23 protein-coding genes and 1 riboswitch are annotated in these 23,918 nt (G+C 52.3%); of the genes, 8 read left to right on the top strand and 15 right to left on the bottom strand.

What is annotated here, in order from left to right; translation table 11 throughout:
- Positions 1-61 precede the first annotated feature (61 nt).
- A complete protein-coding gene (locus IRJ17_RS14650; protein ID WP_122964971.1) occupies positions 62-508 on the bottom strand; it encodes a hypothetical protein in 447 nt (148 codons plus the stop codon).
- Positions 509-642: 134 nt separating this feature from the next.
- On the opposite strand from IRJ17_RS14650, the gene IRJ17_RS14645 reads away from it, so the two are divergent.
- Positions 643-1,122: a DinB family protein gene (locus IRJ17_RS14645; RefSeq protein WP_122964969.1), complete on the top strand. Its 480-nt coding sequence runs from the start codon at positions 643-645 to the stop codon at positions 1,120-1,122.
- Between the two features lie 356 nt (positions 1,123-1,478).
- On the opposite strand, the gene IRJ17_RS14640 is transcribed toward IRJ17_RS14645, so the two are convergent.
- Complete coding sequence (locus IRJ17_RS14640) at positions 1,479-2,813, bottom strand: PhoH family protein (protein WP_122964968.1); 1,335 nt, start codon at positions 2,811-2,813, stop codon at positions 1,479-1,481.
- Positions 2,814-3,010: 197 nt separating this feature from the next.
- Between IRJ17_RS14640 and IRJ17_RS14635 the strand changes: the two genes are divergently transcribed.
- Entirely contained in the window at positions 3,011-3,622 is a 612-nt protein-coding gene (locus IRJ17_RS14635; RefSeq protein ID WP_122964967.1) for a YhcN/YlaJ family sporulation lipoprotein, read from the top strand.
- 26 nt (positions 3,623-3,648) lie between these two features.
- Here IRJ17_RS14635 and IRJ17_RS14630 read toward each other — a convergent pair whose 3' ends face one another.
- The 3 genes from IRJ17_RS14630 to IRJ17_RS14620 all read right to left on the bottom strand — a co-directional run bounded on the left by IRJ17_RS14630 (position 3,649) and on the right by IRJ17_RS14620 (position 6,764).
- Positions 3,649-4,839, bottom strand: coding sequence for a trans-sulfuration enzyme family protein (locus tag IRJ17_RS14630; protein ID WP_122964966.1), 1,191 nt, complete (start codon positions 4,837-4,839; stop codon positions 3,649-3,651).
- Entirely contained in the window at positions 4,836-5,999 is a 1,164-nt protein-coding gene (locus IRJ17_RS14625) for an aminotransferase class I/II-fold pyridoxal phosphate-dependent enzyme (RefSeq protein WP_122964964.1), read from the bottom strand. The genes IRJ17_RS14630 and IRJ17_RS14625 overlap by 4 nt, the downstream gene beginning before the upstream one ends.
- Before the next feature lie 95 nt (positions 6,000-6,094).
- Positions 6,095-6,220: riboswitch (SAM riboswitch) on the bottom strand.
- Between the two features lie 88 nt (positions 6,221-6,308).
- Positions 6,309-6,764 (bottom strand): pyridoxamine 5'-phosphate oxidase family protein, encoded by a 456-nt coding sequence (locus IRJ17_RS14620; protein WP_122964962.1) that lies wholly within the window; start codon positions 6,762-6,764, stop codon positions 6,309-6,311.
- 174 nt (positions 6,765-6,938) lie between these two features.
- Between IRJ17_RS14620 and IRJ17_RS14615 the strand changes: the two genes are divergently transcribed.
- Entirely contained in the window at positions 6,939-7,247 is a 309-nt protein-coding gene (locus tag IRJ17_RS14615) for a DUF5665 domain-containing protein (protein WP_173597067.1), read from the top strand.
- 6 nt (positions 7,248-7,253) lie between these two features.
- Here the strand turns inward: IRJ17_RS14615 and IRJ17_RS14610 are convergent, their stop codons facing one another.
- From IRJ17_RS14610 to IRJ17_RS14600, 3 genes are all read right to left on the bottom strand, one after another.
- The gene (locus IRJ17_RS14610; protein ID WP_122964960.1) at positions 7,254-8,630 is read right to left on the bottom strand and encodes a hypothetical protein; all 1,377 of its coding nucleotides are present in this window, start codon (positions 8,628-8,630) and stop codon (positions 7,254-7,256) included.
- Positions 8,631-8,859: 229 nt separating this feature from the next.
- Positions 8,860-9,132 carry a hypothetical protein gene (locus IRJ17_RS14605; protein WP_242770950.1) on the bottom strand — a complete coding sequence of 91 codons (273 nt, stop codon included), beginning with the start codon at positions 9,130-9,132 and terminating at the stop codon, positions 8,860-8,862.
- 9 nt (positions 9,133-9,141) lie between these two features.
- Positions 9,142-9,468, bottom strand: a complete 327-nt coding sequence (locus tag IRJ17_RS14600) for a YlaH-like family protein (RefSeq protein ID WP_122964958.1) — start codon at positions 9,466-9,468, stop codon at positions 9,142-9,144.
- Between the two features lie 236 nt (positions 9,469-9,704).
- On the opposite strand from IRJ17_RS14600, the gene IRJ17_RS14595 reads away from it, so the two are divergent.
- Positions 9,705-10,178, top strand: coding sequence for a glutathione peroxidase (locus IRJ17_RS14595; protein WP_242770948.1), 474 nt, complete (start codon positions 9,705-9,707; stop codon positions 10,176-10,178).
- A 67-nt stretch (positions 10,179-10,245) separates the two neighbouring features.
- On the opposite strand, the gene typA is transcribed toward IRJ17_RS14595, so the two are convergent.
- On the bottom strand, positions 10,246-12,087 hold the full coding sequence (gene typA, locus IRJ17_RS14590; protein ID WP_173597020.1) for a translational GTPase TypA: 1,842 nt from the start codon (positions 12,085-12,087) through the stop codon (positions 10,246-10,248).
- Between the two features lie 136 nt (positions 12,088-12,223).
- On the opposite strand from typA, the gene IRJ17_RS14585 reads away from it, so the two are divergent.
- Positions 12,224-12,832, top strand: coding sequence for a YhcN/YlaJ family sporulation lipoprotein (locus tag IRJ17_RS14585; protein WP_122964954.1), 609 nt, complete (start codon positions 12,224-12,226; stop codon positions 12,830-12,832).
- A gap of 69 nt (positions 12,833-12,901) precedes the next feature.
- On the opposite strand, the gene speD is transcribed toward IRJ17_RS14585, so the two are convergent.
- The 4 genes from speD to IRJ17_RS14565 form a co-directional block, all read right to left on the bottom strand.
- Positions 12,902-13,306, bottom strand: a complete 405-nt coding sequence (speD, locus tag IRJ17_RS14580) for an adenosylmethionine decarboxylase (RefSeq protein WP_063229709.1) — start codon at positions 13,304-13,306, stop codon at positions 12,902-12,904.
- A gap of 237 nt (positions 13,307-13,543) precedes the next feature.
- Positions 13,544-14,140, bottom strand: a complete 597-nt coding sequence (locus IRJ17_RS14575) for a hypothetical protein (protein ID WP_063229710.1) — start codon at positions 14,138-14,140, stop codon at positions 13,544-13,546.
- Between the two features lie 347 nt (positions 14,141-14,487).
- Positions 14,488-14,994, bottom strand: a complete 507-nt coding sequence (locus tag IRJ17_RS14570; RefSeq protein WP_122965469.1) for a DUF4446 family protein — start codon at positions 14,992-14,994, stop codon at positions 14,488-14,490.
- Between the two features lie 223 nt (positions 14,995-15,217).
- On the bottom strand, positions 15,218-15,817 hold the full coding sequence (locus IRJ17_RS14565; protein ID WP_122964953.1) for a hypothetical protein: 600 nt from the start codon (positions 15,815-15,817) through the stop codon (positions 15,218-15,220).
- A 225-nt stretch (positions 15,818-16,042) separates the two neighbouring features.
- Here IRJ17_RS14565 and IRJ17_RS14560 point away from each other — a divergent pair, with 225 nt between their 5' ends.
- A complete protein-coding gene (locus IRJ17_RS14560; protein ID WP_063229713.1) occupies positions 16,043-16,669 on the top strand; it encodes a YktB family protein in 627 nt (208 codons plus the stop codon).
- Between the two features lie 150 nt (positions 16,670-16,819).
- Here the strand turns inward: IRJ17_RS14560 and IRJ17_RS14555 are convergent, their stop codons facing one another.
- Positions 16,820-17,785, bottom strand: a complete 966-nt coding sequence (locus tag IRJ17_RS14555) for an NAD(P)H-dependent flavin oxidoreductase (protein ID WP_173597019.1) — start codon at positions 17,783-17,785, stop codon at positions 16,820-16,822.
- Between the two features lie 164 nt (positions 17,786-17,949).
- On the opposite strand from IRJ17_RS14555, the gene IRJ17_RS14550 reads away from it, so the two are divergent.
- Positions 17,950-19,422 (top strand): aminotransferase class I/II-fold pyridoxal phosphate-dependent enzyme, encoded by a 1,473-nt coding sequence (locus tag IRJ17_RS14550; RefSeq protein WP_122964952.1) that lies wholly within the window; start codon positions 17,950-17,952, stop codon positions 19,420-19,422.
- A 129-nt stretch (positions 19,423-19,551) separates the two neighbouring features.
- Positions 19,552-21,606, top strand: a complete 2,055-nt coding sequence (locus IRJ17_RS14545) for a dihydroorotate dehydrogenase (protein WP_242775185.1) — start codon at positions 19,552-19,554, stop codon at positions 21,604-21,606.
- Between the two features lie 174 nt (positions 21,607-21,780).
- Here IRJ17_RS14545 and IRJ17_RS14540 read toward each other — a convergent pair whose 3' ends face one another.
- Positions 21,781-23,916, bottom strand: a complete 2,136-nt coding sequence (locus IRJ17_RS14540; protein WP_242775182.1) for a TolB-like translocation protein — start codon at positions 23,914-23,916, stop codon at positions 21,781-21,783.
- Between the last annotated feature and the right edge of the window lie 2 nt (positions 23,917-23,918).

The following is a 23,918-nucleotide window of genomic DNA, read 5'->3' as shown; positions in this document are numbered from 1 at the left end:
TTGCGGTATGTACTTTTGCTATCTTACCGCACGCTGCAAGCATGGTTCAACCAGGTTGTGCTCACTCCCGCGGACCGCTTACCTTTTGCCGCGGGCGATTGGGTGGCTGATTGTGATTGACCGATTGCTTGAAGCCTTCCAAAATTTTCAGGACGGAAGCGAAAAACGGCGAGCCGAACACCGCGACGATGCCCCACAGCCACGTTCCCACCTGCCACGGGTCTTCGACATACGCCGTCTGTGCGCCCGTCAAGATCAGGGCAGGGTCCAGACCGAGCATGCCAAAAATGACGCCTGCCGCCAAAACAGAGATGAGCAGGTTGAAAAATCGCTTGTAATTCATCAGCCGCGCCGCATGGTTTTGATCCTCCCAGCAATCTTCCTTCGGCTCATAGTCCGTCGACAAGAACGGAATAATCGATTTGAACGCTTCCGTCACACCTGCCGCCGCACTGGAAACAGCCGTCACATACACAAAAAAGGCGATGGATGAGTCCAACGTGACCATATGCGCTCCCTCCTTTTTACATGTGTATGAAGGCAGCGGGACAACCTTGCAAAAAATAGCGGGAGCTTGTTTTCTGAATCGTCTTTTTACGGTAACATGGAGAAGAATGGAAATGGATGAAAGGTGGTTTTGTCATGCAGGATTACTCATTTGTATGGAATCAGTATGATATGATTCGCGGCATGTTTCTTGAAGGCTTGTCCAAAACATCCGAGCAAGAGGCAGAGATTGTTCCGGCAGGATTCAAAAACAACATTCACTGGAATATCGGCCACATCTTGCTCACGCAGGATTACTTGCTGTTCGGACCAGCCGAAATGAAATGTCCTCCGTCGTATGCCGCTTTGTTCAGCCCCGGCACAAAGCCCGCAGACTGGCAAGGCGATGTGCCATCCATCGAGGAGCTGGCGGCACAATTGAAGGAGCAGCACGCCCGGGTAAAAGAACAGTTGCAAACGAAACTGAATGACCCGCTGCCCAAACCGTTCCAGTTGGGTGACAAAGGTGTCATGAACACGTATGGCGAGATGATGGTCTTCACCCTGTTCCATGAGGGCATGCACATCGGCACCATTTCCGCTTTGCGCAAAGCAATCGCCCATTCCAACGCTTAACTTTTTGACTCATTCGCCAACAAAGCAAAACGCGGAACCATTCCCACGGTTTTTCGCGTTTTTTTATGGCCCTCTTACCAAGCAAAAATGAAACCGCCCCCAGATTGGGAGCGGTTCTTTGTCGAGCCCGATTGCTTATGGGGTTTTACCGGTTATTTCTCTTTGGCACTTCAACCTCCCTGAAGAGATTAGGTTACCCAAGAACTCGGCTTATTTCCATTCGACTTTCGTCGATTGCTAATTCATGATTATCCACGGATCTTCGCCTCCTGCAAGGCATTTCGCCGTTTGCTACATGAATCTGACGGGCTCGACAACTATAGTATGGTCCGCAAAACGATTTTCATACACGCTTTTTACAACAAATCGGCCGCGAGTTGTGCAAGCACGCTCCGCTCGCCTTTTTCCAGGCGGATATGCCCGGCCAGCTTCTGGTCTTTGAATACTTCCACTACATAAGTCAGACCGTTGTTGCTTTCGTCCAAATACGGATGGTCGATCTGCTCCGGGTCGCCCATCAAAACGATTTTCGAGCCGTCGCCTACCCTGGTCAAAATCGTTTTTACCTCGTGCTTGGTCAGGTTTTGCGCTTCGTCAATAATGATAAACTGTCCCGGAATGGAGCGGCCGCGAATGTAGGTCAACGCTTCTACTTGCAAGCTGCCCATTCCCGCCAAAATTTTGTCGAGATCGCCTGGGCGCTTTGTGTTGAATAAATATTCCAAATTATCATAAATCGGTTGCATCCACGGCCGCAATTTCTCTTCTTTCTCGCCGGGCAAATAACCGATGTCTTTTCCTAAAGGAACGATAGGTCTTGCTACCAACAGCTTTTTGTACTTTTGCTGATCTTCAATCTGCAGCAGCCCCGCAGCCAAAGCCAGCAACGTCTTGCCTGTTCCCGCCTTCCCCGTCATGGTCACGAGCGGAATATCATCTCGCAGCAACAGCTCTGTCGCCATTCTTTGCTGCACATTTCGGGCCCGGATGCCCCAAATCGGATCGTCATCTGATACAAGCATTTCCAAAGTTTTGCCGTCAGGGTCTACTTTTCCAATCGCGGAAATGGACGGGTTGCACTCGTCCTTCAATACGAGAAACTGGTGCGGATAAAAGCGATAGCGAGGGAAACAGGTAGCCAGATGAAGCTTGCGCGTCGCGTAGTAAGACTTGATGATCTCCGAGGCTACCATCATCTTTTGATAGCCGGTGTAGATGCTGGAAAATTCACCTACGACGCGATCCGAAAGAAAATCTTCCGCTGAAATGTTCAAGGCATCTGCCTTCACACGCATGAGCGCATCCTTGCTCACCAAAATGACGGGTCTGGGCTGTGGGGATTGGTTCTCCTCCTCCTGCAAATTGAGTGCGACCGCCAAAATGCGGTTGTCGTTCGTCATTTCCGTAAATTGCTTTTGCAACTGATGGAGCGAAGAATGGTTCAGCTCCACCCGAAAGAGCCCGCCTGTCTCCAGGGTAATGCCTTTGTGCAAATGACCCAGCTCACGAAAACTGTCAAAGAGCCGCGATACGTACCGTGCGTTGCGGCCAATTTCATCCATGTACCGCTTTTTGGAATCGATTTCTTCCAACACCACTGCGGGTATGACAATTTCGTTGTCAGCGAAAGAGAACATCGCCCGTGGATCTTGCAGGAGTACGTTGGTGTCCAGTACGTAGATTTTCTTCAAAATCTCGCCTCCTATTACCCTTCTTATATACGGTATGCAATTTTTGGAGGGATGCTCAATTGTGGCGACGTGATGTACTACAGTCTATGTTCGGTCGAACAGAGATAGACGACCCTTGGCAGAATGAAATGGGGCGGAGGGGAACAAAATACAGGTAACCTGCCCTCCTGATCGGAGGCACTACGGGGAAAGGGAGTATGCGTGTGAAACGGATCATCATTGGTTGCCTGGGTGCGAGCCTTGTTTTGTCAGGGTGCATGGCGGGCAACAAAGCGAACCAGGCTGCGCCACAACCCAACCAACAGCAAGCGCCCCATACCCAGCGCGTTCAGCAAACGGCACCGGAACCAGCTTACAACCAATCTTCGCAGGCGACCGCCGACCGTCTCGTCCAGTTGGCTACTCGCGTGAAAAAAGTCAATGGCGCCACAGCCGTGGTTATTGGCAAATACGCCGTCGTCGGGATCGATGTAGACGCCCAATTGGATCGGCCGGAAGTCGGCGTCATCAAGTACACCGTGGCAGAAGCGCTGAAAGAAGACCCGCAGGGGGCCAATGCCGTCGTAACAGCCGACCCGGACATCGTTCAGCGGCTGAAAGAAATGGCGGCAGACATTCGCAGAGGCCACCCGATCTCCGGCTTCGCAGAGGAATTGGCCGACATCGTCGGACGGATCATTCCGCAACTGCCGCGAGATGTCAGAAGGCGCGAAGAAACACCGGCGCAGGAAAATCAGCAACAACAGATCAACAACGATGGGCGTACCCCGCAAGGAAAAATCAACGTAAATCGCACTGGCACTCCATAAGAAAAAGAGGCATAGCCCCCGGTTCGTTACACCCGGGAGTATGCCTCTTTTTTGCTTGGAATCGCGGATGGCAAAGGCGGCAGTGCTTCCAAAGCCTGTTTCAAGTCTGCCAGCAAATCGTCCGCGTCTTCCAGACCTGCGGACAACCGGATCAAACCGTCTGTAATGCCGCGAGCTTGCCGCTCCTCTGCTGGCATCGCCGCATGCGACATCATGACCGGATACGAGAGAATCGTCTCCACCGCGCCAAGACTGACCGCTACAATCGGCAGCTTTACGCGGTCAAACAACGCTTTTGCCCGCTCGCGGCTCCCGACGTCAAAAGACAATACGGCGCCGTGGCCGCTCGCCTGTTTTTGCTGAACGAGATGTCCCGGATGCTCAGCCAAGCCTGTATAGTAGACGCGGCTCACTTCGGGGTGGCAAGAAAGCCATTCCGCCAAAACTCCGGCAGACTTCGTGCTGACATCCAGACGCGCTTTGAGCGTCTTCAGCCCTCTCATGACCAGCCAGCAATCCTGAACGCCGAGAACGGCTCCCATGCCGTTTTGGATGAGGTACAGCTGTTCGCCGAGCGCTTCATCGCGGGTTACCGCCAGACCTGCAACAACGTCGCTGTGGCCGCCGATAAACTTGGTTGCACTGTGGATGACGATATCCGCCCCCAGCTCCAATGGCCGCTGATAGTACGGCGTCAGGAACGTATTGTCCACGATGACGAGCAGGTCATGCTCTTTCGCAATGGCGGAAACGGCAGCGATATCGGTCACTTTCAACGTCGGATTGGACGGAGTTTCCAGATAGACCCCTCTGGTAGCCGGAGTGATCGCCGCGCGCACCGCTTCCGTTTGTGTCGCATCCACAAACGTGACAGAGATTCCCATTCTCGACAGCACTCTCGTCAGAAAACGGAAAGTGCCGCCGTACACATCTTCCGCGACCACGATATGATCGCCCGCCGAAAAGAGCATGAACACACTGGAAATGGCCGCCATGCCGGAAGAAAAGGCGAACCCGCGCGCTCCGCCTTCGAGTGCGGCGATCGCTTCTTCCAGCGCATGTCTCGTCGGGTTCCCCGAGCGGGCGTAATCGTATGTGCCCGGCTGATCGATATCAAACTGATGAAAAGTGGAAGCCTGGTAAATCGGAACCGACGACGCACCTGTAAACGGATCGATGCCTGTGGAGCCATGCAAAACTTTTGTCGCGAAATTCATCGAACAGCCCCCCCAACGACGAGACTTGCATCCAGCGCTTGAAACAAATCAGCGATCAAATCATCCGGATGTTCAATCCCCACCGAAAGCCTCAGCAATCGATCGCACACGCCGACATACGCCCGCACTTCCTCGGGGATGTCTGCGTGAGTCTGTGTCGCCGGGTACGTACACAACGACTCTACCCCGCCAAGACTTTCCGCAAAGGAGACGACGCGCAAATTTTGCAGAAACAAGCCCACCTGCTCCTGGGAGCGTACCCGGAACGAAACCATGCCGCTGTATCCGCTCGCCTGGCTCGCCTGAATCTCATGCCCGGGATGCTCTTCCAGTCCGGGATAAAACACTTCGGCAACGGCTGGATGTTCTTTCAGCTTTTTCGCTACCGCGAGCGCATTCGACTGGTGTCTGTCCATGCGCAGCGCCAACGTTTTCATGCCGCGCACCAGAAGCCAGCTATCCTGCGGCCCCAGCACGGCGCCGATCGAATTGTGCAAAAACCGGATTTTTTCCGACAACTCCTCGCCCTTTGTAACGATCAACCCTGCCAGCACATCGTTGTGTCCGCCCAAATACTTCGTTGCGCTGTGCAAAATCACATCAGCCCCAAGCTCTAGCGGGCGTTGACAATACGGAGTCATGAACGTGTTGTCTACAATCGTCAGAAGCCCGTGTTGCTTGGCCAGGCTGGTTATTTCACGAATATTTGTAATCTGCATGAGCGGATTGGTCGGCGTCTCGACGAAAATCGCTTTCGTCTCTGCGCGCAGCGCCTTTTTCACCGCTTCCAGATCGCGCAAATCTACGTAAGTAAAAGCAAGCCCGTAACGGGAAAGCACTTGTTCAAACAAGCGATACGTCCCGCCGTACAAATCGAGCGATACGATGAGGTGATCGCCTTGGGAAAACAACCCCATTACCGTATGGACTGCCGCCATCCCGGACGCGCAGGCAAAGCCGGCATCGCCTCCCTCTGCCTCAGCGATTGTCTCTTCCAAAACAGAACGGGTAGGATTCGCCGTCCGCGTATAGTCAAAACCTGTGCTCTGTCCCAGCGCCGGATGGCGATAAGCGGTAGCGTAGTAGACGGGGAAGCTCACCGCACCCGTTTTCTCATCTTTGCCTACGCCTGCCTGAATCAATTTTGTTTCCAGTCTCATACCGTAATTCTCTCCCTCCAATGATGTCGAGGGGCATGAAAAAAGCCCCCTTTCCTCTGAAAGAAGGCTTTGTTTACGTCGCCGTAAGCAAGACCTTCTCATCTTTCAGAGTTAAAAAACTCTGCAGGAATTAGCACCATTATCTCCCCGTATGAACGAACATACAGGTGATTGGTTGCCGGGCATCATCGGGCCAGTCCCTCCGCCTCTCTGGATAAGAAGTTTGCTATTCAATTTGAATGACCTAATACTAAAGGATAGCGCTGTTTCTTGTCAACAAGATTTTCCACAAGAGTGTGACAACCGCGCCTACGCTTTTTTCAAGGCGTCCATGACCTGATTGTCCAGCTTCGCTGCGGCATTTTTGTCGTATGTCTTTTCGTACTGAGGCTCTACGGATATGCGCGAACCGTAAAACATCACGTCTCTGACAGAGTCAATCGCAATCTCCGCCATCGCAAGCTTCAGGGGAACCCCTTCCAGCCGTTCTGCCTTCAGCTCGGCGCGCCCGTTGATCGCAAAAGAAGAGCCTGCCCCGATCAAATGCAGCACGACCTGCGGTTCTTTGGCGATATTGGCGAGAATGCGGGAGCGGCTGTCTACAGCAAAACGGATGAGTCCGCTGTTCACAGCAAAAGTCCAGGACAAGGAACTGACGGATGGCGCACCTGTCTCGTGATCGACTGTGGCCAACGTCACAAAGCGCTCTTTTTGCAGGAGCGCGAACAGTTCTTCCGATAAGGTTTGGGATACGGTTTCAGCCATTCGGATGCCTCCTCGTATACTTTTGTACGTCTATTGTACCCCTCCCGCAAGCCGGAGGCAAACCTTTCCTCCCCGCCTTGATTCTGGTCGGCTTTTTCCCTAAACTGGTAGAAAACAATGCTTCCAGGAACAAGGAGGTTGAAACAAGTGGCTCCTACGCCTACAGATCGGCTCATGCACAAAATAGATCAAGTCCTCCACGAGCTTCAGGAAGTGCGGAAAATGAACGAGCGCATGGATAAGATCGCCATGTTTTTGGAGGATATCCGGCTTGCTGATGTCATCCAAAATTACACAGCCCCGCGCAAGCTGCTCTGGATCAATTTCCTCGCAGGTCTTGCCCGGGGTCTTGGTTTGACGATTGGGACTGCTATCGTTCTCGCACTGCTCGGTTCGCTACTGACACAATTTCTCTCGATCCCGATCCTCGGCGACTACATCCGCGAACTGGTCGATTACGTCCAGACTTACAAACAGCCGTAACAGCAGCTACTTGTCTTTCTTTTTGTCACGATCGTCGTCATCTTCGTCACGATCGCGGTCATCGTCGTCCCGATCGTCATCGTCCCATTTGCCATCGTGTTTCTTCCAGAAGCCGTACGCTTTGCCATTCGGATGCTTGTGCTTTTTCTCATCCTCATCATGCTCAGGCGGCGCGACGATGACCTTCGTGCTCAGGACGATGTCTGCTTGCTTGACCAGCTTGTCTTTTACATACAGTTCAAGCTGAATCGCTTTGGCCGTGTACGAGCGATCTTTGTACGTCAATTCCAGCGTGTACTCGCCCTTGTCATTGGGCTTGATCTCTTTTTTCTTGCCGTCTGGTTTAATCGCGAAAAGCTTCGCCTTTTGCTTTTTGTCCCAGCCCTTGACGGTACCTTTCAGTTCGATCTGCTTTTTCTTTATGTCGTGCACAGCTGTGCCCGCAATGCTGTAGTCTACTGCCGGATTGTTGTCCGGTGTCTTTTTCGGCTCAATCGCAATCGAGTCCTCGTCCACCTTTTTCCCGGCCTCATACACTTCGATCACAGCCTTGCTGCTCTTGGCATCCGTCGTCGGATTCTCGAAAGTCACACTGAAGCTGTCGACGTTATCGAGCAGCTTTTTCAGGCTGGCCTCTTTTCGCACGCCGTTATACGTGACGACAACCCGCTCCGCCCCGTGCTTGACAATCCCTTTGACTTGCCACTCTGCTTTTTTCGCGTCATAAACCGTGAACATATGGAGCAGCCTGTTTTTGTCCTCTTCCGTTTGCGCTACGAGCTTTACTTTCTCCGTGTCGGCAAGCACGCTTCCCGCAAAAGCCTGAACGGTCACATACTGCTCGGCGGACGTACCGACGGCAGGGAAGCTGACGGTAAACGAGTGCTCGCTGGTCGGCACCGTCTCGATGATATCACCGTTCGGCTTGGTCACGACCACCTTGGTCACGTCCGGTGTCACAAGACCTTTGATGTACACCTTGTCGCTTTTCGTCTGGGCGCTCACGCTGACCAGTTGCTCATCCGCTTTCGGGCTGCGCACTTCCAGCCAGATGTCGTTGTAGTAGTCGCGATAAATCCGCTCCCATTCCGCCTTGTTCGTTTCCATATACGATTGCAACTTTACGTTCAAATTAATTTTATCGACGATAATGTACAGATGGTCTGCCTGTGTTTTCAGGAGCGTGTTCAGCGTAGCCGGATCGCTTTGGACAAGCTCCTTGAGCTGATATCGGGTCGCTTTCTGTCCTTGCTCATTCATGACTACCTTAGATGTTTCGGCTGCTCCTGTCGAGCTTGCGTCCGCCAGAAGCGGTGTCAGGCAACCGATGAGTCCCGCCGCTGTTACGACAGCCAAAACGGGCCTGGTCATGATTTTTTTCATTGTTGTTCCCCCTCTATTCTGCCAGTCATTCCCTCTGTGCCCAGGGCAACCATACAGACGGCGCATTTTTTTCAAAAGTTGCATCCGGAAGAAAACCACTCCTAATGGCCCATTTTCCGCTTGCAGAACCAGTTTGTTTTGAGGCTAATCACCCGCACCTGGATTAAAAAAGACTCCCGCAAGCCTCGGATTCGTCCCCAAGGCTTCGGGAGTCTTTTTGTTTCGCTCATCAACAGTTGAATTTCAGCTCGTTTTCAATTGCAGCCAGCAGGCTCTCCACCGCTTCCGCGGGATAGCGGTTATCTACCGCACCCGCTTCCTGCTTGCCCGACAAATGATACCAGCCGTTTTCCACCCGGTACGAAAGCTCGCTGATGGCATGATCCTCCAGCAACAGCTGGGCAAAAAACGCGGCAGTGTCGAGCGCAGACTGATCGTCGGGGCGGGCTTCTGCCACAACCTGAATTTGCAGCCAGTTAAAAAGGGCATCTTCACGCTTCATGAGAAATCCTCACTTTCGCTCTGTTTGCTCCGGCTTGATGCGCAATTTCACAACGACCAAAATCGCAATGGCAACCAGCATCGCGCTCTTCACCGGCAGTTGGACATCCAGAATGGCAAAAATAAGCGCACCTGCGAACAGCAAAATGTACAAAAGCAATGTTTTCAAAATCGGCATGCGAATGCGGGTTGCAAATCCAAGGTAGTACACGATAATCAATTGCACAAACAAGATCCAAGCCCGGTTATGGTCTGCCCACAGGCGGAAGCTGTCAAACGCCGTGAGCTGATCCGGGTTGGCGGGTACGTAAGTTGAAGCAAGCTGTATCCAGTCCATCCTGATCTCTCCTGTAACGCAAAAGGATTTCTCGTTTCACATGCGGGAATCGACTGTTTCTTTTGCATCCTCTTATTCTGTTTCCACATTTTTATGTATCCTTTTTACTTTATCAGGTAACCGTTTCATTTGTCAAAATAGATCGGCACACACTTTGGCACGCGCCAGTTACTGCCTATTTTTGGGCGAACATGCTATGATGGACAAGTCAAGTATGCCAAAAAGGTGGGAATCCAATGAGCTTGTACGATATTGCCGTCCAAACGATTTCCGGAGAAGAGACGACGCTTGCCGCTTACAAAGGACAAGTGCTTCTGATCGTCAACACAGCCAGCCAGTGCGGTTTGACTCCGCAGTACAAAGGACTTCAGGAACTGTACACAAAATACAAGGACAAAGGCTTTGCCGTGCTCGGCTTTCCTTGCAACCAGTTTGCGGGTCAAGAACCAGGCAGCGAAGCAGAGATCGCTTCCTTTTGCGAAAGTCACTACGGCGTGACCTTCCCGTTGTTTGCCAAGCTTGAGGTCAATGGCCCTGGCACCCATCCTTTGTACCAGCACCTGAAAGCACACGCATCGGAAGGCGAAAGCGAAGACATCGAATGGAACTTCGCAAAATTTCTCGTCGACAAGGACGGACAGGTGGCCAAGCGCATCGGCGCCCGCGTGCAACCGGAGGAACTTGCAGCCGACATCGAAAGTCTTTTGTAGATCAACCAAAGTCAAAAAAAGCCGCTTCGTCCCGATCAGGGCAAAGCGGCTTTCTTGTTATTCACGCTTAGGCTTGCGGTTGTGCTTCCCAGCGTCTTTGTTTTTCATAGCGCTCACGATCCGATTTGTTCAGATACTTTTTGCGCAGGCGAACGGAATGCGGAGTTACCTCGCACAGCTCGTCGTCATTCAAGTATTCCAAAGCTTCTTCGAGCGTTAGCAGACGTGGCGTCTTCATTTTTACCGTCTCGTCTTTCGTTGCGGAACGCACGTTTGTCGCATGCTTTTCCTTGCAGACGTTCACAGTCAGGTCATTGTCGCGGTTGTGCTCGCCCACGATCATGCCTTCGTATACTTCCGTACCAGGCTGGATGAACATGATTCCGCGATCCTCTACAGACATCAGTCCGTACGTGGTCGCTGTGCCTGTCTCATGGGAAATGAGCACCCCGGCATGGCGTCCACCTACCGCGCCTTGCACCAGCGGACGATAGCTGTCGAAGGAGTGGTTGAGGATGCCGTAGCCGCGAGTAATCGTCAAGAACTCTGTCCGGTAGCCGATCAAACCGCGGGATGGAATGATAAATTCCAGGCGAACTTGACCGAAGCCGTTGTTGATCATGTTGACCATCTCAGCCTTGCGTTGGCCAAGCGTCTCCATGACTGGCCCGGTGTACTCTTCCGGTACGTCGATCACGAGAAACTCTGCCGGCTCCATTTTTTGTCCATCGACCATACGCACGATAACTTCCGGCTTGGATACGCCCAACTCGAAGCCTTCGCGACGCATGTTTTCGACCAGGATGGACAGATGCAATTCGCCGCGCCCAGATACGATGAAAGCATCTGGAGAATCTGTTTCCTCGACACGAAGAGATACATCTGTCTCCAATTCCGCCATCAGGCGATCACGCAGCTTGCGGGATGTTACGTGCTTGCCTTCGCGACCTGCAAACGGGCTGTTGTTCACCAGGAAAGTCATTTGCAGTGTTGGCTCGTCAATTTTCAGCAATGGCAATGCGTCTGGATGGTCTGCATGGCACACCGTTTCCCCGACGTTGATATCGTCAATCCCTGCGATCGCTACGATATCGCCCGCTCTTGCTGTTTTTTGTTCCACGCGCTGCAAGCCGGAGAAGCCAAACAGCTTTTGAATCCGCGCTTTTTTCACTTCGCCTTCGCGTGTGGTAACAGATACCATTTCATTTACGTTCATCGTTCCGCGATAAATGCGGCCGATCCCGATACGACCCAAAAAGTCGTTGTAATCCAGCATGGTTACTTGCATTTGGAGTGGAGCCGCTTCGTCGGCATCAGGTGCAGGCATATGCTCAACAATGGTGTCGAAGAGTGGACGAAGGTCGCCTTCCAGCTTATCTGGCTCCATGCCTGCGATACCTTGCAGACCGGAAGCGTAAACGATCGGAAATTCCAGCTGATCTTCCGTCGCGTCCAGATCGATAAACAGGTCGTACACTTCGTTGATGACTTCTTGAGGGCGTGCATTGTCGCGGTCTACCTTGTTCACGACAACGATTGGGGTAACTTTTGCTTCGAGCGCTTTTTTCAATACGAAACGCGTTTGTGGCATACAGCCTTCAAATGCGTCAACAATCAAAAGAACGCCGTCCACCATGCTCATGATCCGCTCTACTTCGCCACCGAAGTCGGCGTGGCCCGGGGTATCCAAAATGTTGATGGTGAACTCATTGTATTTCACGGATGTCGTTTTCGCCAGGATCGTAATCCCGCGCTCCCGCTCCAGGTCGTTGGAGTCCATCATTCTCTCCTCTACCTGCTGATTGCTGCGGAATGTGCCCGATTGAATCAAAAGCTTGTCAACCAAAGTAGTTTTCCCGTGGTCAACGTGGGCAATAATCGCGATGTTGCGTATGTCAAGACGCTTCATGTGAACCTCCTCTGTTATGCATACCTTCCATATTAACAGGTCGTGAAACCCGGCACAATGGGCATTTTTTGACGGAAAGCACTTCCTGATTAGCATGTGCCACAAGCGCCATACTATAGACAGGAGGTGGTCTGCCATGAGGAAAAAAGGGCCGAGCTATTTAGCAGGCTTATGTTTGATTGCAGCAGCGCTGGTCGGGTGCGCAACTTCCAAAGCAGGTCCCGACACAGGAGCGCAGACGCAAAGCAGCTCGTATTCGAAGACACCGCTGACGCGATCCAGCATCGCGCACGATCATAACGCTTATACACAAGGAATCAACGCGCAAAACTACCTGAAAGGCTACACCTCAAACGGCTTCAATCAAAACCTCGCTGAACAGCTGACGAAAGCGGCAGACGACGTTCCCGGCGTAGATCGGGCCACAGTGGTCGTCAGCGGCAACGACGCCGTCATAGGCGTCAAAGTGCGCGACAACCTCGCCCAGCCCCAGGCAGAAGTGATTGAGCAACAGGTGCACTCGGCTTGCCGCGCAGTTTCCCCTGCCTTGCAGCTGCAAGTATCATCCGAGCCATCCGTATTTGATCGGGTACGCGCGATCAATGCGCAAATTTACCAGGAAGCCACCAATCGCACCAACGATCTTTTGCACGAAGGCGGTACGGCCGGACAAAAAGTGATGAACACCTCGACGGAGTTCACCAGACTCCTGCACGATATGGGCGCGACCGTCAAACAGCCGTAATGATGTCGCTCACTCACGTAAAAGAGGTGCGGAATGTGGTTCCGCACCTCTTGAATACTCTTCCGTTTGTTACTTGCTCACAACTTCAGCCACTTTGATTTCTGGCTCAATCACTTGCAGTTCACCAATTCCGCGAACGAGTTTCTTCGCGTAGGTTTTCTCCGGCTTCAGCACGGATACCAAGTAGTCGATAGCAACTTGCGGATCGACTGTCTCGCCACAAGTGTAGCAATCCAGAGCAGCAAAACCACGCTCAGGATAAGTATGAATGGACAGGTGGCTTTCCGAGAGAAGAACCAGTACGGTAGCACCCTGAGGAGAAAACTGCTTTGCTTGCACGCTAAGCACCGTAGCTCCGCATGCCTCAGCAGCTTCAATCATTTCCTTTTTCAAAAATTCTGCGTCGTTCAACAAGTCAAACTGAACTCCCCATGTGTCAACAGCAACGTGTCTTCCGAAAGTCGAGTATTCCATCTTTCGGTTCCCCCTTCCTAACGAGTGTAATGTTAAACATCGCTAGGACCTGCGTCATTCACTAACGGGGGCGGTTTCCCTCTTGTTATCCACCCTTTGAAGTGAATCCTGGTTCCTAATCCTGTTTCCAACGAAAACAACAATACCATGTATTTGCCTACTTTGACAATACCCTTTTCAAGAAAAAGTCCAAGAAAAAAACGGGCACCATCTGGCACCCGTTTTCGTCGAACGTTCCTACACTTCTAATTCAAACAGCCGCTGCGACAATGACACTAAGCGTGCATCGATTGCTGGAAGCTTCTCAGGCGCAGCTCCCTTTGCCCAATTTCGCAAATCCAGCCAGCGGTCCGTCTCCTGACGCAAGGACTCGATCTCTCTTTCGCTGCCTTCTTGCTGGAACAACGACTCCAGCTCGCTCGCCGCGTTCAGAGAGGTATTTTCAAAGATGGACGTCTCCTCATCCCCAGACAATTCCTGAATGCTTACAACAGAACCTTGGTCGTAATGGTAGACCATGGTGAAGCCTTCGTAAATTCTGTGGACGATTCCGTAGCCCCGAAACGTTTTCATCGCTTTTCGCATCGCGTTTGCCAGCTGTCTGTCCCGAATGAGATAGGAGCTATCGCAGGAATAGCGGTTGCCCGCACGGCAAAAACTCAGTTGAATTTCGCCGTTATGGTCAGTCAGAATCACGTCGCGGTCGCCGTTGTCGCATACTTTGACATCGACTGAAATGTGTTCATTGGTGAAGAGCGAGACGAATTGGTTCAGCTCCTCTTCATTCACCGTAAAATAGGCCTTGGCGTAGTTGGTTGCTAAACGCTGTGCCATAAATATCTCCTCAATTCTTTTGGTTTCCGTGGGCCGATTACGACCAAACTGTGTCCAAATGTAGAGGAGATACGCTAAGTGTCAACGAAGGAACGCTGTAGAACCTGGCCTTGCCCCGCGAATCGAAAATCGATTTGGGTAATGAAGGCGGATCACCTACTTTTTGTTTTTCCGAAAAAAAGCCATCCTTGACACCTTTATTATACAACAGGCGCCCTCAAAAGTCTTGATGAAAAAGCAGATGAATTTGCGCAAAAATAACGAATATCTGCAATATAGCGCAGGGAGACGAAAGGATCTCCCTGAATCATTCATATGCTTGCGGTTTCAAAAGAATTCGCTAGGAGTTACAATCCAGGATTGGCAGTCATCGCCTTTTTGATTGCGGCCTGTTCTTCTTCGGACAAATGGTAAGTGGATGCGCCCGCTTCAATCGGCTTGGCATACACGCGCGATTCTTCCCGGCCGAAAATACTGGTGATCACCACGCCGTTTTGGGCATCGTCCAAAATCGCCATGGAAAAGCTGAGATCGCTTCCGACATCTCCAAAAGCGTTGTAGCGAATAATCGCTACTTTGCCACATTGGGCTGCAATGCGCTGCGACAGGCGATTAATCGTAAACTGCTGATCACTTTGCAGCTTTTTCACTTCATCCACCTGATCAAGCAATCTGTGCAGTCCTTCCTCCAGGTTGGCTCCTCCGGTACCTGTCATCAGCCTGTTGATCGATTTGCGCATCCGGTTGATGCGAACGGATTGCAGGATGATGACGAGCAGCAAAATCAGGGTCAGCGCGATGACCGCCAAGAGCAAAATCGCTACATTGGAAGTCTGGGATAGGAATGGTTCCAAAACATTTTCTTCCTTTCTGATACGTGCGTGCGTATAAGCAGTCAAAACCTCCTCTATTGTACCTCCGCATTGCCTGGCGTTCAAACAAAGTCTTGGGCAAAACAAGAATTACTAAAATTTGCGCAACCAAAAAAAGCGACACTCTCCATTGTGAGATGTCGCTTTTTTTAATTCGCACGCCTATGTGTCAAACTCATCGTCCTATGGTTATCCTCCAGTCTACCTACGCTTCCAGCAGCAGCATTTCCCGACGAAGCTGTTTTAGTATTTCCATGGATTTGCCAATTTGCGTCTGATCTTCTGCCTGTATCGCATCAAACAACGTCGCCAATTCGTAATCAAGCTCCAGGCGCAAGACAGGAATCCGTTCTTCTGAGTCGCGTCGTTTCAAAGCAGCAATCACCTGGTCCATCGTCACGTTGCAAAATTTTTCGTAGATCATTGTTTTCTCAGCTCCTTTAATTTCCACTATTCTGACGACTTCGCCGTACTGGACGTGCTTCACCAAGATGCAGTCTTCAAACGTGACCTTGATGATGGCGTGCCCCTTGGCTTGCTCCACGAAGCGGTATAGCACCAGCGCCACGCGGGAGTCATGCACCGGAACACCTGCCACTTGCAGCTTGTAAGACCCGTTTAATCGCTGCATTTTCCAGTCGGAAAGGCCGTCTGTGGTATTCACGAGGAGGTGAAACTGCTCGGGAGATTCCTTCCACGTGACGCTCACCCCCGCTTCCACCAGGGCCTGCACCATCGCGTGCAATGTTTTGCGATCAAACCAAACCGCGAGATTGTAATACTCCAACTCCATGCCGAGATTCATCCAGGCCCCTCCCGTTGACAGAATACTCAGATTTCACTTTCGCTGTAAGGGAGTGAGTGGTATATCATATTATTCACGCTTCGGTTTTGCTATTCATATCCCGGCAAGTATTTTTTTCCTGCGTGGTATGATATCATATGGAGGTTTCCAAGCTCCCTTGACAAGGACGTTCGCCCTTTTCTTTTGCATGGCGATCGATCATGGATAAATTGAGGTGTTTGTTTCATGACTGCTTTTTCCGGCTTTCACCAGGAAGACTTTGACGTTTTTGCCATTGATGGACTCGACCAGCGAATGGACGCCATCAAAACGATTGTTCGTCCCAAGCTTGAAGCGCTTGGCCATCATTTCGCGCCTGTCTTGTCGCTTAAAACCGGGGACGAGATGTTTTTTCATGTAGCCAAGCACGCTCGCCGTACCGTCAACCCGCCAAAAGATACGTGGGTTGCCTGGGCCAATGACAAACGCGGGTACAAAAAGCATCCCCACTTTCAAATCGGGCTATGGCAGACTCACCTGTTTGTCTGGTATGCTGTGATTTACGAAGCGCCGGCGAAAACCGAGATCAGCCAGTCGCTCCAGTCCAAACTCGACGAGGTCATGACGCTCGTGCCGGATACGTTCCACTGGTCGCCTGACCACACGGAGCCAACGAGCCATTCTCAGGCAGAGCTGGGCAGAGACGGCGTGAAAAAGCTGGTGGACAGGCTGGCTCAAGTAAAAAAGGCGGAGCTGCTCTGCGGCATTACGATTGATCGCCATGATCCCGTGCTCGCCGATCCGGAAGCCTTGCTGGAACGCCTCGAAAACACGTTTACCGTCCTCGGCAAGCTGTATACAATCGGTCGTTAACCTTTCATCTATCGCCTCCCTGGCATTTGGTTAAGGTATATGCAAAAGAACAGGTCCGCTTTCTTTTGAAAAGCGCTTGCCTGTTCTTTTGTTTTTGGCACACCCTGACGGCACAATAACGGGCATTCTAAAATAGGCTCGCTTACCTGCCTATCTGCCCTGAAGACTGTTCAATCGCCCAAGTCCGCCTTCCACCTCTTGCAGCATCCGCTCGAACAGCTGCTGCACGGTCGGGATGTCGTCGATCAGGCCGATGACTTGACCAGCCCAGCCAAAGCCGTTGTCACAGTCGCCTTCGTAAATAAAGGTGCGGTTATTTTCGCCGCTGATGAAGCTTTTCAGCTCTTCATAGCCGGCTCCTGCTTTTTCCATTTGCAAAATGCGGTCCGATCCTGGCGTGCGCACGACCCTCGCCGGGGCTCCCAGCGTCCTTTTGATGACGGCGGTATCTTGCTCGGTTCCGTTCAATAGAGCCTGCTTGTACGCCTCATGGGCATGCACGCATTCCTGTGTGGCGATGAAGCGTGTTCCCATCTCCACCCCTTCGGCACCGAGAGCGAGCGCAGCGAGAAGCCCGCGACCGTCACCGATTCCGCCGCTTGCCAGCACCGGAATGTTTACAGAGTCCACGACGCGCGGAATCAGCACGAACGTACCGATATCATCGCGTCCAAGGTGGCCGCCGCCTTCCTGTCCGACCGCCATGACCGCGTCTGCCCCGATCGCTTCCGCTTTTTGCGCTTGCCGCACGGAAGCGACCAGCACGAGCTTTTTGATCGGATGACCGTCCAGCCTGCGCAAAAGAGGTTCGGGATTGCCTCCCGTCACGGAGATGGCTGCTACGCCCTCCTCGATGGCAACCTCCAGCGCCTCCTCATAAGGGCGGTTGTATTGGCCAATCGCGAAGTTGACGCCAAAAGGTTTGTCCGTCAACTGCCGCACCTTGCGAATTTCTTCGCGCAGCGCTTCTGCCGAGGGCAGCGACATCGCGGTGACCTGTCCCAATCCTCCCGCATTTGACACAGCTGCTGCCAATTCTGCGTATGCTAGATAGGCCAATCCGCCCTGAACTACCGGATGGTCGATTTTCAGCAGTTCCGTTACTCTTGTTTTCATCCCCATCCCCCCATTTTTGTTATGCTTCTCGGCTACCAGAGGAAACTCCTGCTGCCACACGCGAATATGAATAAAAATTCGCTTGCTTTCCCCCCCTATTTTGCTATACTCAATTTGTTTGTTTTATCCCCTTTATTCTTGATTCGTAAAGCGAGGCGATCGTAGTGAGACAAATGAAAACTCCTTTGTTCAGCGGGTTGTTGGAGCACGCCAACCGGAACCCGATTCAATTTCACATTCCGGGCCATAAGAAAGGTATGGGCATGCATCCGGCATTTCGCGAGTTCATCGGGGAGAACGCTCTCTCGATAGACCTCATCAACATTGCCCCGCTGGATGACTTGCACCATCCGAAAGCAATGATTAAAGAAGCGCAAGAACTGGCTGCCGAAGCGTTCGGCGCTGACCATACATTTTTCTCTGTTCAAGGGACGAGCGGCGCGATTATGGCGATGATTATGGCGACGTGCAGCCCTGGAGACAAAATTATTGTGCCGAGAAACGTGCATAAATCCGTCATGTCGGCGATTATTTTTGCCGGAGCGGTACCGATTTTCATTCATCCAGCGATGGACGAGCGTTTGGGGATTTCCCACGGGATTACAGTGAAAGCCGTGCAAAAAGCGCTGGAAGCCCACCCTGACGCGGCTGCCCTGCTGGTCATCAATCCTACTTATTTCGGGATTGCCGGAGACTTGCGCGAAATCGTGCGCACGGCCCACAACTACGAAATTCCGGTGTTGGTGGATGAAGCACACGGCGTGCATATCCACTTCCACTCTGAGTTGCCGATTTCAGCGATGCAAGCCGGGGCTGACATGGCGGCAACGAGCGTTCACAAGCTGGGCGGATCGCTTACGCAAACGTCCATTCTCAACGTCCGCGAGGGATTGGTCGATGTCGATCGCGTCAAGACAGTGCTGAGCATGCTCACGACGACGTCTACCTCGTACATTTTTCTGGCCTCGCTCGATATGGCCCGTCAGCACTTGGCGCTCAACGGCAAAATGCTGGCTGACCAGGCCATGCAGCTGGCGAACAAAGCGCGCGACATGATCAATGAGATTCCGCGCATCTACTGTGTCGGCAAAGAAATTCTCGGGAAGCCTGCCACCTACGCCATGGACCCGACCAAGCTGTTGATTCACGTCCGCGATCTTGGCATTACGGGCTGGGAAGTGGAAAACTGGCTGCGCGACAAGTACAACATCGAAGTGGAAATGAGTGACTTGTACAACGTGCTCTGTTTTGTTACCGCCGGGGATACGGAAGACTCCGTTCAATCGCTGGTCAACGCTCTGCGTGAGTTGTCAGTGGAGTTTTCCCACGTGCAGGCAGAAGAAAAGCCAACGATCTCCCTGCCGAACATCCCGGTGCTGTCCACGACACCACGCGATGCGTTCTATGCCGAAACCGAAACCATTCCGCTGGTGGAAGCGGCAGGCCGCGTAACTACCGAGTTTATCATGGTCTACCCGCCAGGCATTCCGATTTTCTTGCCGGGAGAAGTCATCACCGAAGAAAACATCGCCTACATCCAGGAAAACATTCGCGTCGGACTTCCTGTACAAGGCCCGGAAGACGAATCGCTGAAAACGATCAAAGTCATCAAACGCCAAACCGCCATTTCGGGATAAGCTCGCCGAACTTGCTTCCCAAGCCGTTGCCTCTGCGGAGACAACGGCTTTTTGCTTTTTTGGGCATGTATCGCCTGAACCTTTTGAGATAAGATAGAAATGGGAAAAATCAGGAAGGTGTTGATCCTTTTGCCAGACTGGTCCTATCAAACGTTGTTTCGGCCCTTGCTTTTTCTGCTGCCAGCCGAACGCGCCAGAAGTCTGACCCTCACCGCCATCGGCACGCTGGCAAAGCTGCCTGGCGGCTCGTCCATCATCGAGCTGATGGGCCATATGCATCCGCCTGCAACTTTATCCAAAACAGTCGGCGCACTGACCTTCCCTGCTCCGGTTGGCCTGGGAGCTGGTCTGGACCCGGCTGGAACAGCGCTTGGAGCATTGTCGCGCTTCGGTTTTGGCTACATCGAGCTGGGGCCAGTTACGCTTGCGCCGCTTGCCGATTCCGGGCAGACGGCTCGGAACGTAGGTGCTTCCGCCATTACGTACAGGACACCGCTTGAAAATCCGGGAATCGAAGCCGTAGAAAGCCATTTGCGCCAATCCACTTCCACGCCGTCAGCGATCCCGCTCGGAGCCAGATTGGGGTTTCGTCCGGGGGCAACATTAGAGGAAGCGACAGCGGAGAGAGAACAGCTGATGGCCCGCTTGCAGCCGTACTGCGCCTTTTTTTCGTTGGACTGCCGCGCCATGGAGGGAGACAACCCGTGGAGTGACGCCGAGTGGCAGCATCATCTGGCCTGTTTGCGGCAAGCTACCGAGCTGCCCGTCCTGCTGGCGCTCCCGCCTGACCTGGAGGAAAACCAGTGGCTTCGTCTGCTCCGCCTGGCCTGGCAAGCAGGGCTGAACGGCGTGATCGTATGCGGGGGCGTCAGAGGCGTAGGCGTACAGCAGCGGGAGCGGGATGCGGAAAATGTGCATACTGCTGCATACGTCACAGGCGAGCCGTCACACGCAGCTTCTCTCCAAGCTGTTTCCCGGACAAGAGCTGTCTGGCCTGAATGCCTTTTGATCGGCTCTGGCGGCATCCTGGAACCGGCAGACGCTCTTGCTTTTTTTGACGCTGGCGCTGACTTTGTCCAGTTGCACAGCGGCTTGGTCTACTCCGGTCCTGGCCTGCCGAAGCGAATCAACGAAGCGATTTTGCAATCCCGTTTCGGCGCATGCGCTTCGCTGGACTGTCCGCTCCCGGACATGGACAAGGAAGCAGCGGCAGTGTCTGAAGCGACCACGACTACGAAAAAGCCGCAGGAACGATCCGCCTTGTGGCTTCCTTCCTGGCTTTGCGGGCTGCTTTTGGGCATCGGGATGATCATCGGCGGCGCACTGGCGTGGCTGATTGCCGTTGCCAGCGTCATCCTCCCGTACGACGAACGTTTTTTGCAAATGAGCGCGGAACAACTTGCTTTGATCAGCCCGCAGCTGCTTTCGTTTATGGCTCACGACCGGATCAGCCTGGCGGGAACGATGATCTCGATCGGCATCATGTATGCGCAGCTATCGTATCACGGCTTGCGCAACGACATTCATTGGACACGCGCCGTGCTGCTCGCTTCCGGAGCGGTCGGATTCTCCAGCTTTTTCCTGTTTATTGGCTACGGCTATTTTGACTACATGCACGCGATTCTGGCGCTGCTTTTGCTCCCGCTGTTCTTGCTTGCTCTGCGTACGCGAGCCAACAGACATATGCCTGCCCTTCCGCCAGACGTACATAACGACCGGACGTGGAAAATGGCTTTGTGGGGGCAGCTGCTTTTTGTCATCATCGGCTTTAGCCTGACGGGAGCTGGACTGATCATTTCCCTGATCGGGATTACTGGCGTCTTCGTTCCATCCGACTTGGTCTTTCTTTGCGTATCCGCAGAAATGCTGAACGCCTTTAACGAAAAGCTGATTCCGCTGATCGCTCACGACAGGGCAGGTTTTGGCGGTGCACTTGTATCGGACGGTCTCGCTGTCCTCTTGATCAGCTTGTGGGGCTTCCGCCGCGGTGAAGCGTGGGTGTGGTGGACGCTGTTCCTCGCTGGCATACCGGGGTTCGCTGCGGGCATCGGGATTCACTTTGCCGTCGGTTACGTCGACTTCTGGCATTTGTTCCCCGCTTATGTGGCCGTCCTTTTGTTTCTGGCCGGATTACTGCTGACAAAGCCGTATTTATGCCAAATTCCAGCAACTCCCCCTGCTTAGAAAACCTGGCTGCGCCAAGCCTTTGGCGCAGTCTTGGTTGCACCTATACTAGATAAGCATCTGATCAATTCTTATCTGTGCAAAAAAGCGCTCGCGCAGTGCAAAACGGTTTGCACGCAAAAAAGCAGACAGCTGGAAAATGTCCACTGTCTGCTTTTTGCTTGCGCATTCATTCTAGTAGGTGACGCGCACCACGACTTCGTCCACGTCGCTTTGCTTCATGTAATTGTCAAAACGTCTCTTGTCGTTTACGACCTCGCGCATGGTCATGGTAACTTCCTCATCTGTTCCTTCAAAGAACACATACACAAAATTGTTGTAGCCGACTTCTTTGAGCAGTTTGCCCAAAGTGTTGTTATTGAGCAAGTCGACATACTTGAACTCTTTTACTTCACCAGGCTCCGGCTTTTCTTCCCCTGGCTCCTCTTCCTCATCGCTATCTTGCGGTTTCGCAAATGCCATCGTGTACACAACCGGATCTCCATCGCGCTCATCGATCCAAACAACGCGGTTGCCGCCGATTCGCGCACTGGACATTTCCGCTTTTTCGTTCCATTCGACGTCGCTGAACGAACCGTCTTCTGCATCATACAGCTCATAGTAGAAATCATTGTCTTTCTTCGTCAGGCGGTTGTCTTCAAACAACACCATATTGCGGGAAGCTTGCGGATTTTTTTGATCGCGATCGTTGAAACGCATCAGCAAATCGGTCCGTTGGCGATCCATGTTGTAGCGGTACAAATCCCAGCCAGTCTTGGACTTGTCGCTTGTTTCGCTCCAAACGACAAAATCGTCACCGATTTGCGCCGATTGCACGTTAACATTTTTGCGGATTTCTGTCGTGTCTTGTTCATCGATTTCGTACAAATAAACGCTCGCCGTTTTCTTGCCAGTCTCTGCCACCCAGGCAGCGTAGTTTCCGTAAATATCGATGGAGAGCGGCTCACTCTTCAAGCTCTCGATCTCTGTTGTTTTTTCTGTCGCCAAATCGGTAATCATCAGATCAGCCCGGCGATTGATGTTCACCCAGAAAAGGTTGTCGCCATCGACTTCGTACAGCTTGTCGCTCGGCTCCTGATCTTCATCTTCGTCCGTAATCTGTTTGGTTGTCCCTTTGCGAATATCGTAGGCAACCAGCGCGTCTTCCTTCTGGTCATACCAGACGACGTAGCGTCCACTTACAACGGCTCTTTCCGGATCGGAGTCCTCGCTGCTGATCGTTTTGCTTGTACCTTTTTCTGTATCGTACAAAATGACAGCATTGCCCTTTTTGGCTTCTGCCACGTACACGACATAACGGTCGGAAGCGTCTGGTTGAATCGGCTTGCCGGAAGTGGTCCCGAGCGGAATGACTTCTTGTTCGTCCAGGTCGTACAGACTCAAGCGCAGTTTTTTGTTGTTGTCCTTCTTGGCATACAGCACGTAGTCTTCGTAAAGGCGAGGACCGACCTCGTCAAAAATGTTGCTGACGATTTCTTTGCCAAACGTTTTGTTTAATTGGTGGTAAACCAAATCGTCATCTTCCAGATAGACGACTCTGTCTTTGAAAATATGTACGAATCCCTTGCTGTCCGAACTATCTGTAAGCTGTTTGTTTTTACCGCCGCTGATCGAATATTGGTAAATTTGTTGGCTCGTACTGTTCTCGTACACGATCTTGTCGTTGTAAATGCTTGGCTCGATCTGATCGCCTTTTCCGGAGACTGCCGCTTTTTCTACTCCGCGCTCGATGTCGTAGTAGTAGATGTCGTAGTTGCCTTCTCTCTTGTCTGCCCAAGCTACATAGCTGTCGCCCACGGTTGGAGACTCGGCTTTCCCGCTTGTGGACACGCGTGTCGTATCACCTGTCGAGATGTTGTACAAATAAATGTCTGTGCCTTCATCGCTCTTGTCTGCCCAGGCGACTTGCTTGCCTGTGATTTCCAGACCGCTTACCGAAGCGTCTTTTGTCAAACGGATCTCTTCGTCTTTGGCGATATCGTACAGGTATACATCGGAGCCTCCGTTGCGAGAGTCGATCCAGACGACGTATTTCCCGTCCACTCTCGGGCTTGTTTTGTCGGACTTTTTATCACCGATTTTCAATTCTGTCTGTTTGCTGAGGTTGTACAGGGTGAGTGTTTTCTCGCCTTCCACTTTCCATACGGCATAATCTTTGGAAATGTCGAAACCATCCTCAGAAATTTCAGGTTGACTAGCGTCTATTTTGATTTCCTCTCCGACACTGTTAGCGAACGCTGGCGTCCCGGTCCACAAGGAGCTGACCAGTAGCGCTGCGGCCATCAGTCCTTGCATGGGCTTTCGTTTCATGA

The organism is Brevibacillus parabrevis (assembly GCF_022701015.1).
Classification (GTDB): domain Bacteria; phylum Bacillota; class Bacilli; order Brevibacillales; family Brevibacillaceae; genus Brevibacillus; species Brevibacillus parabrevis.
Note: the sequence above shows the minus strand (reverse complement) of the source record. Positions and strands in the feature narration are given on the sequence as shown.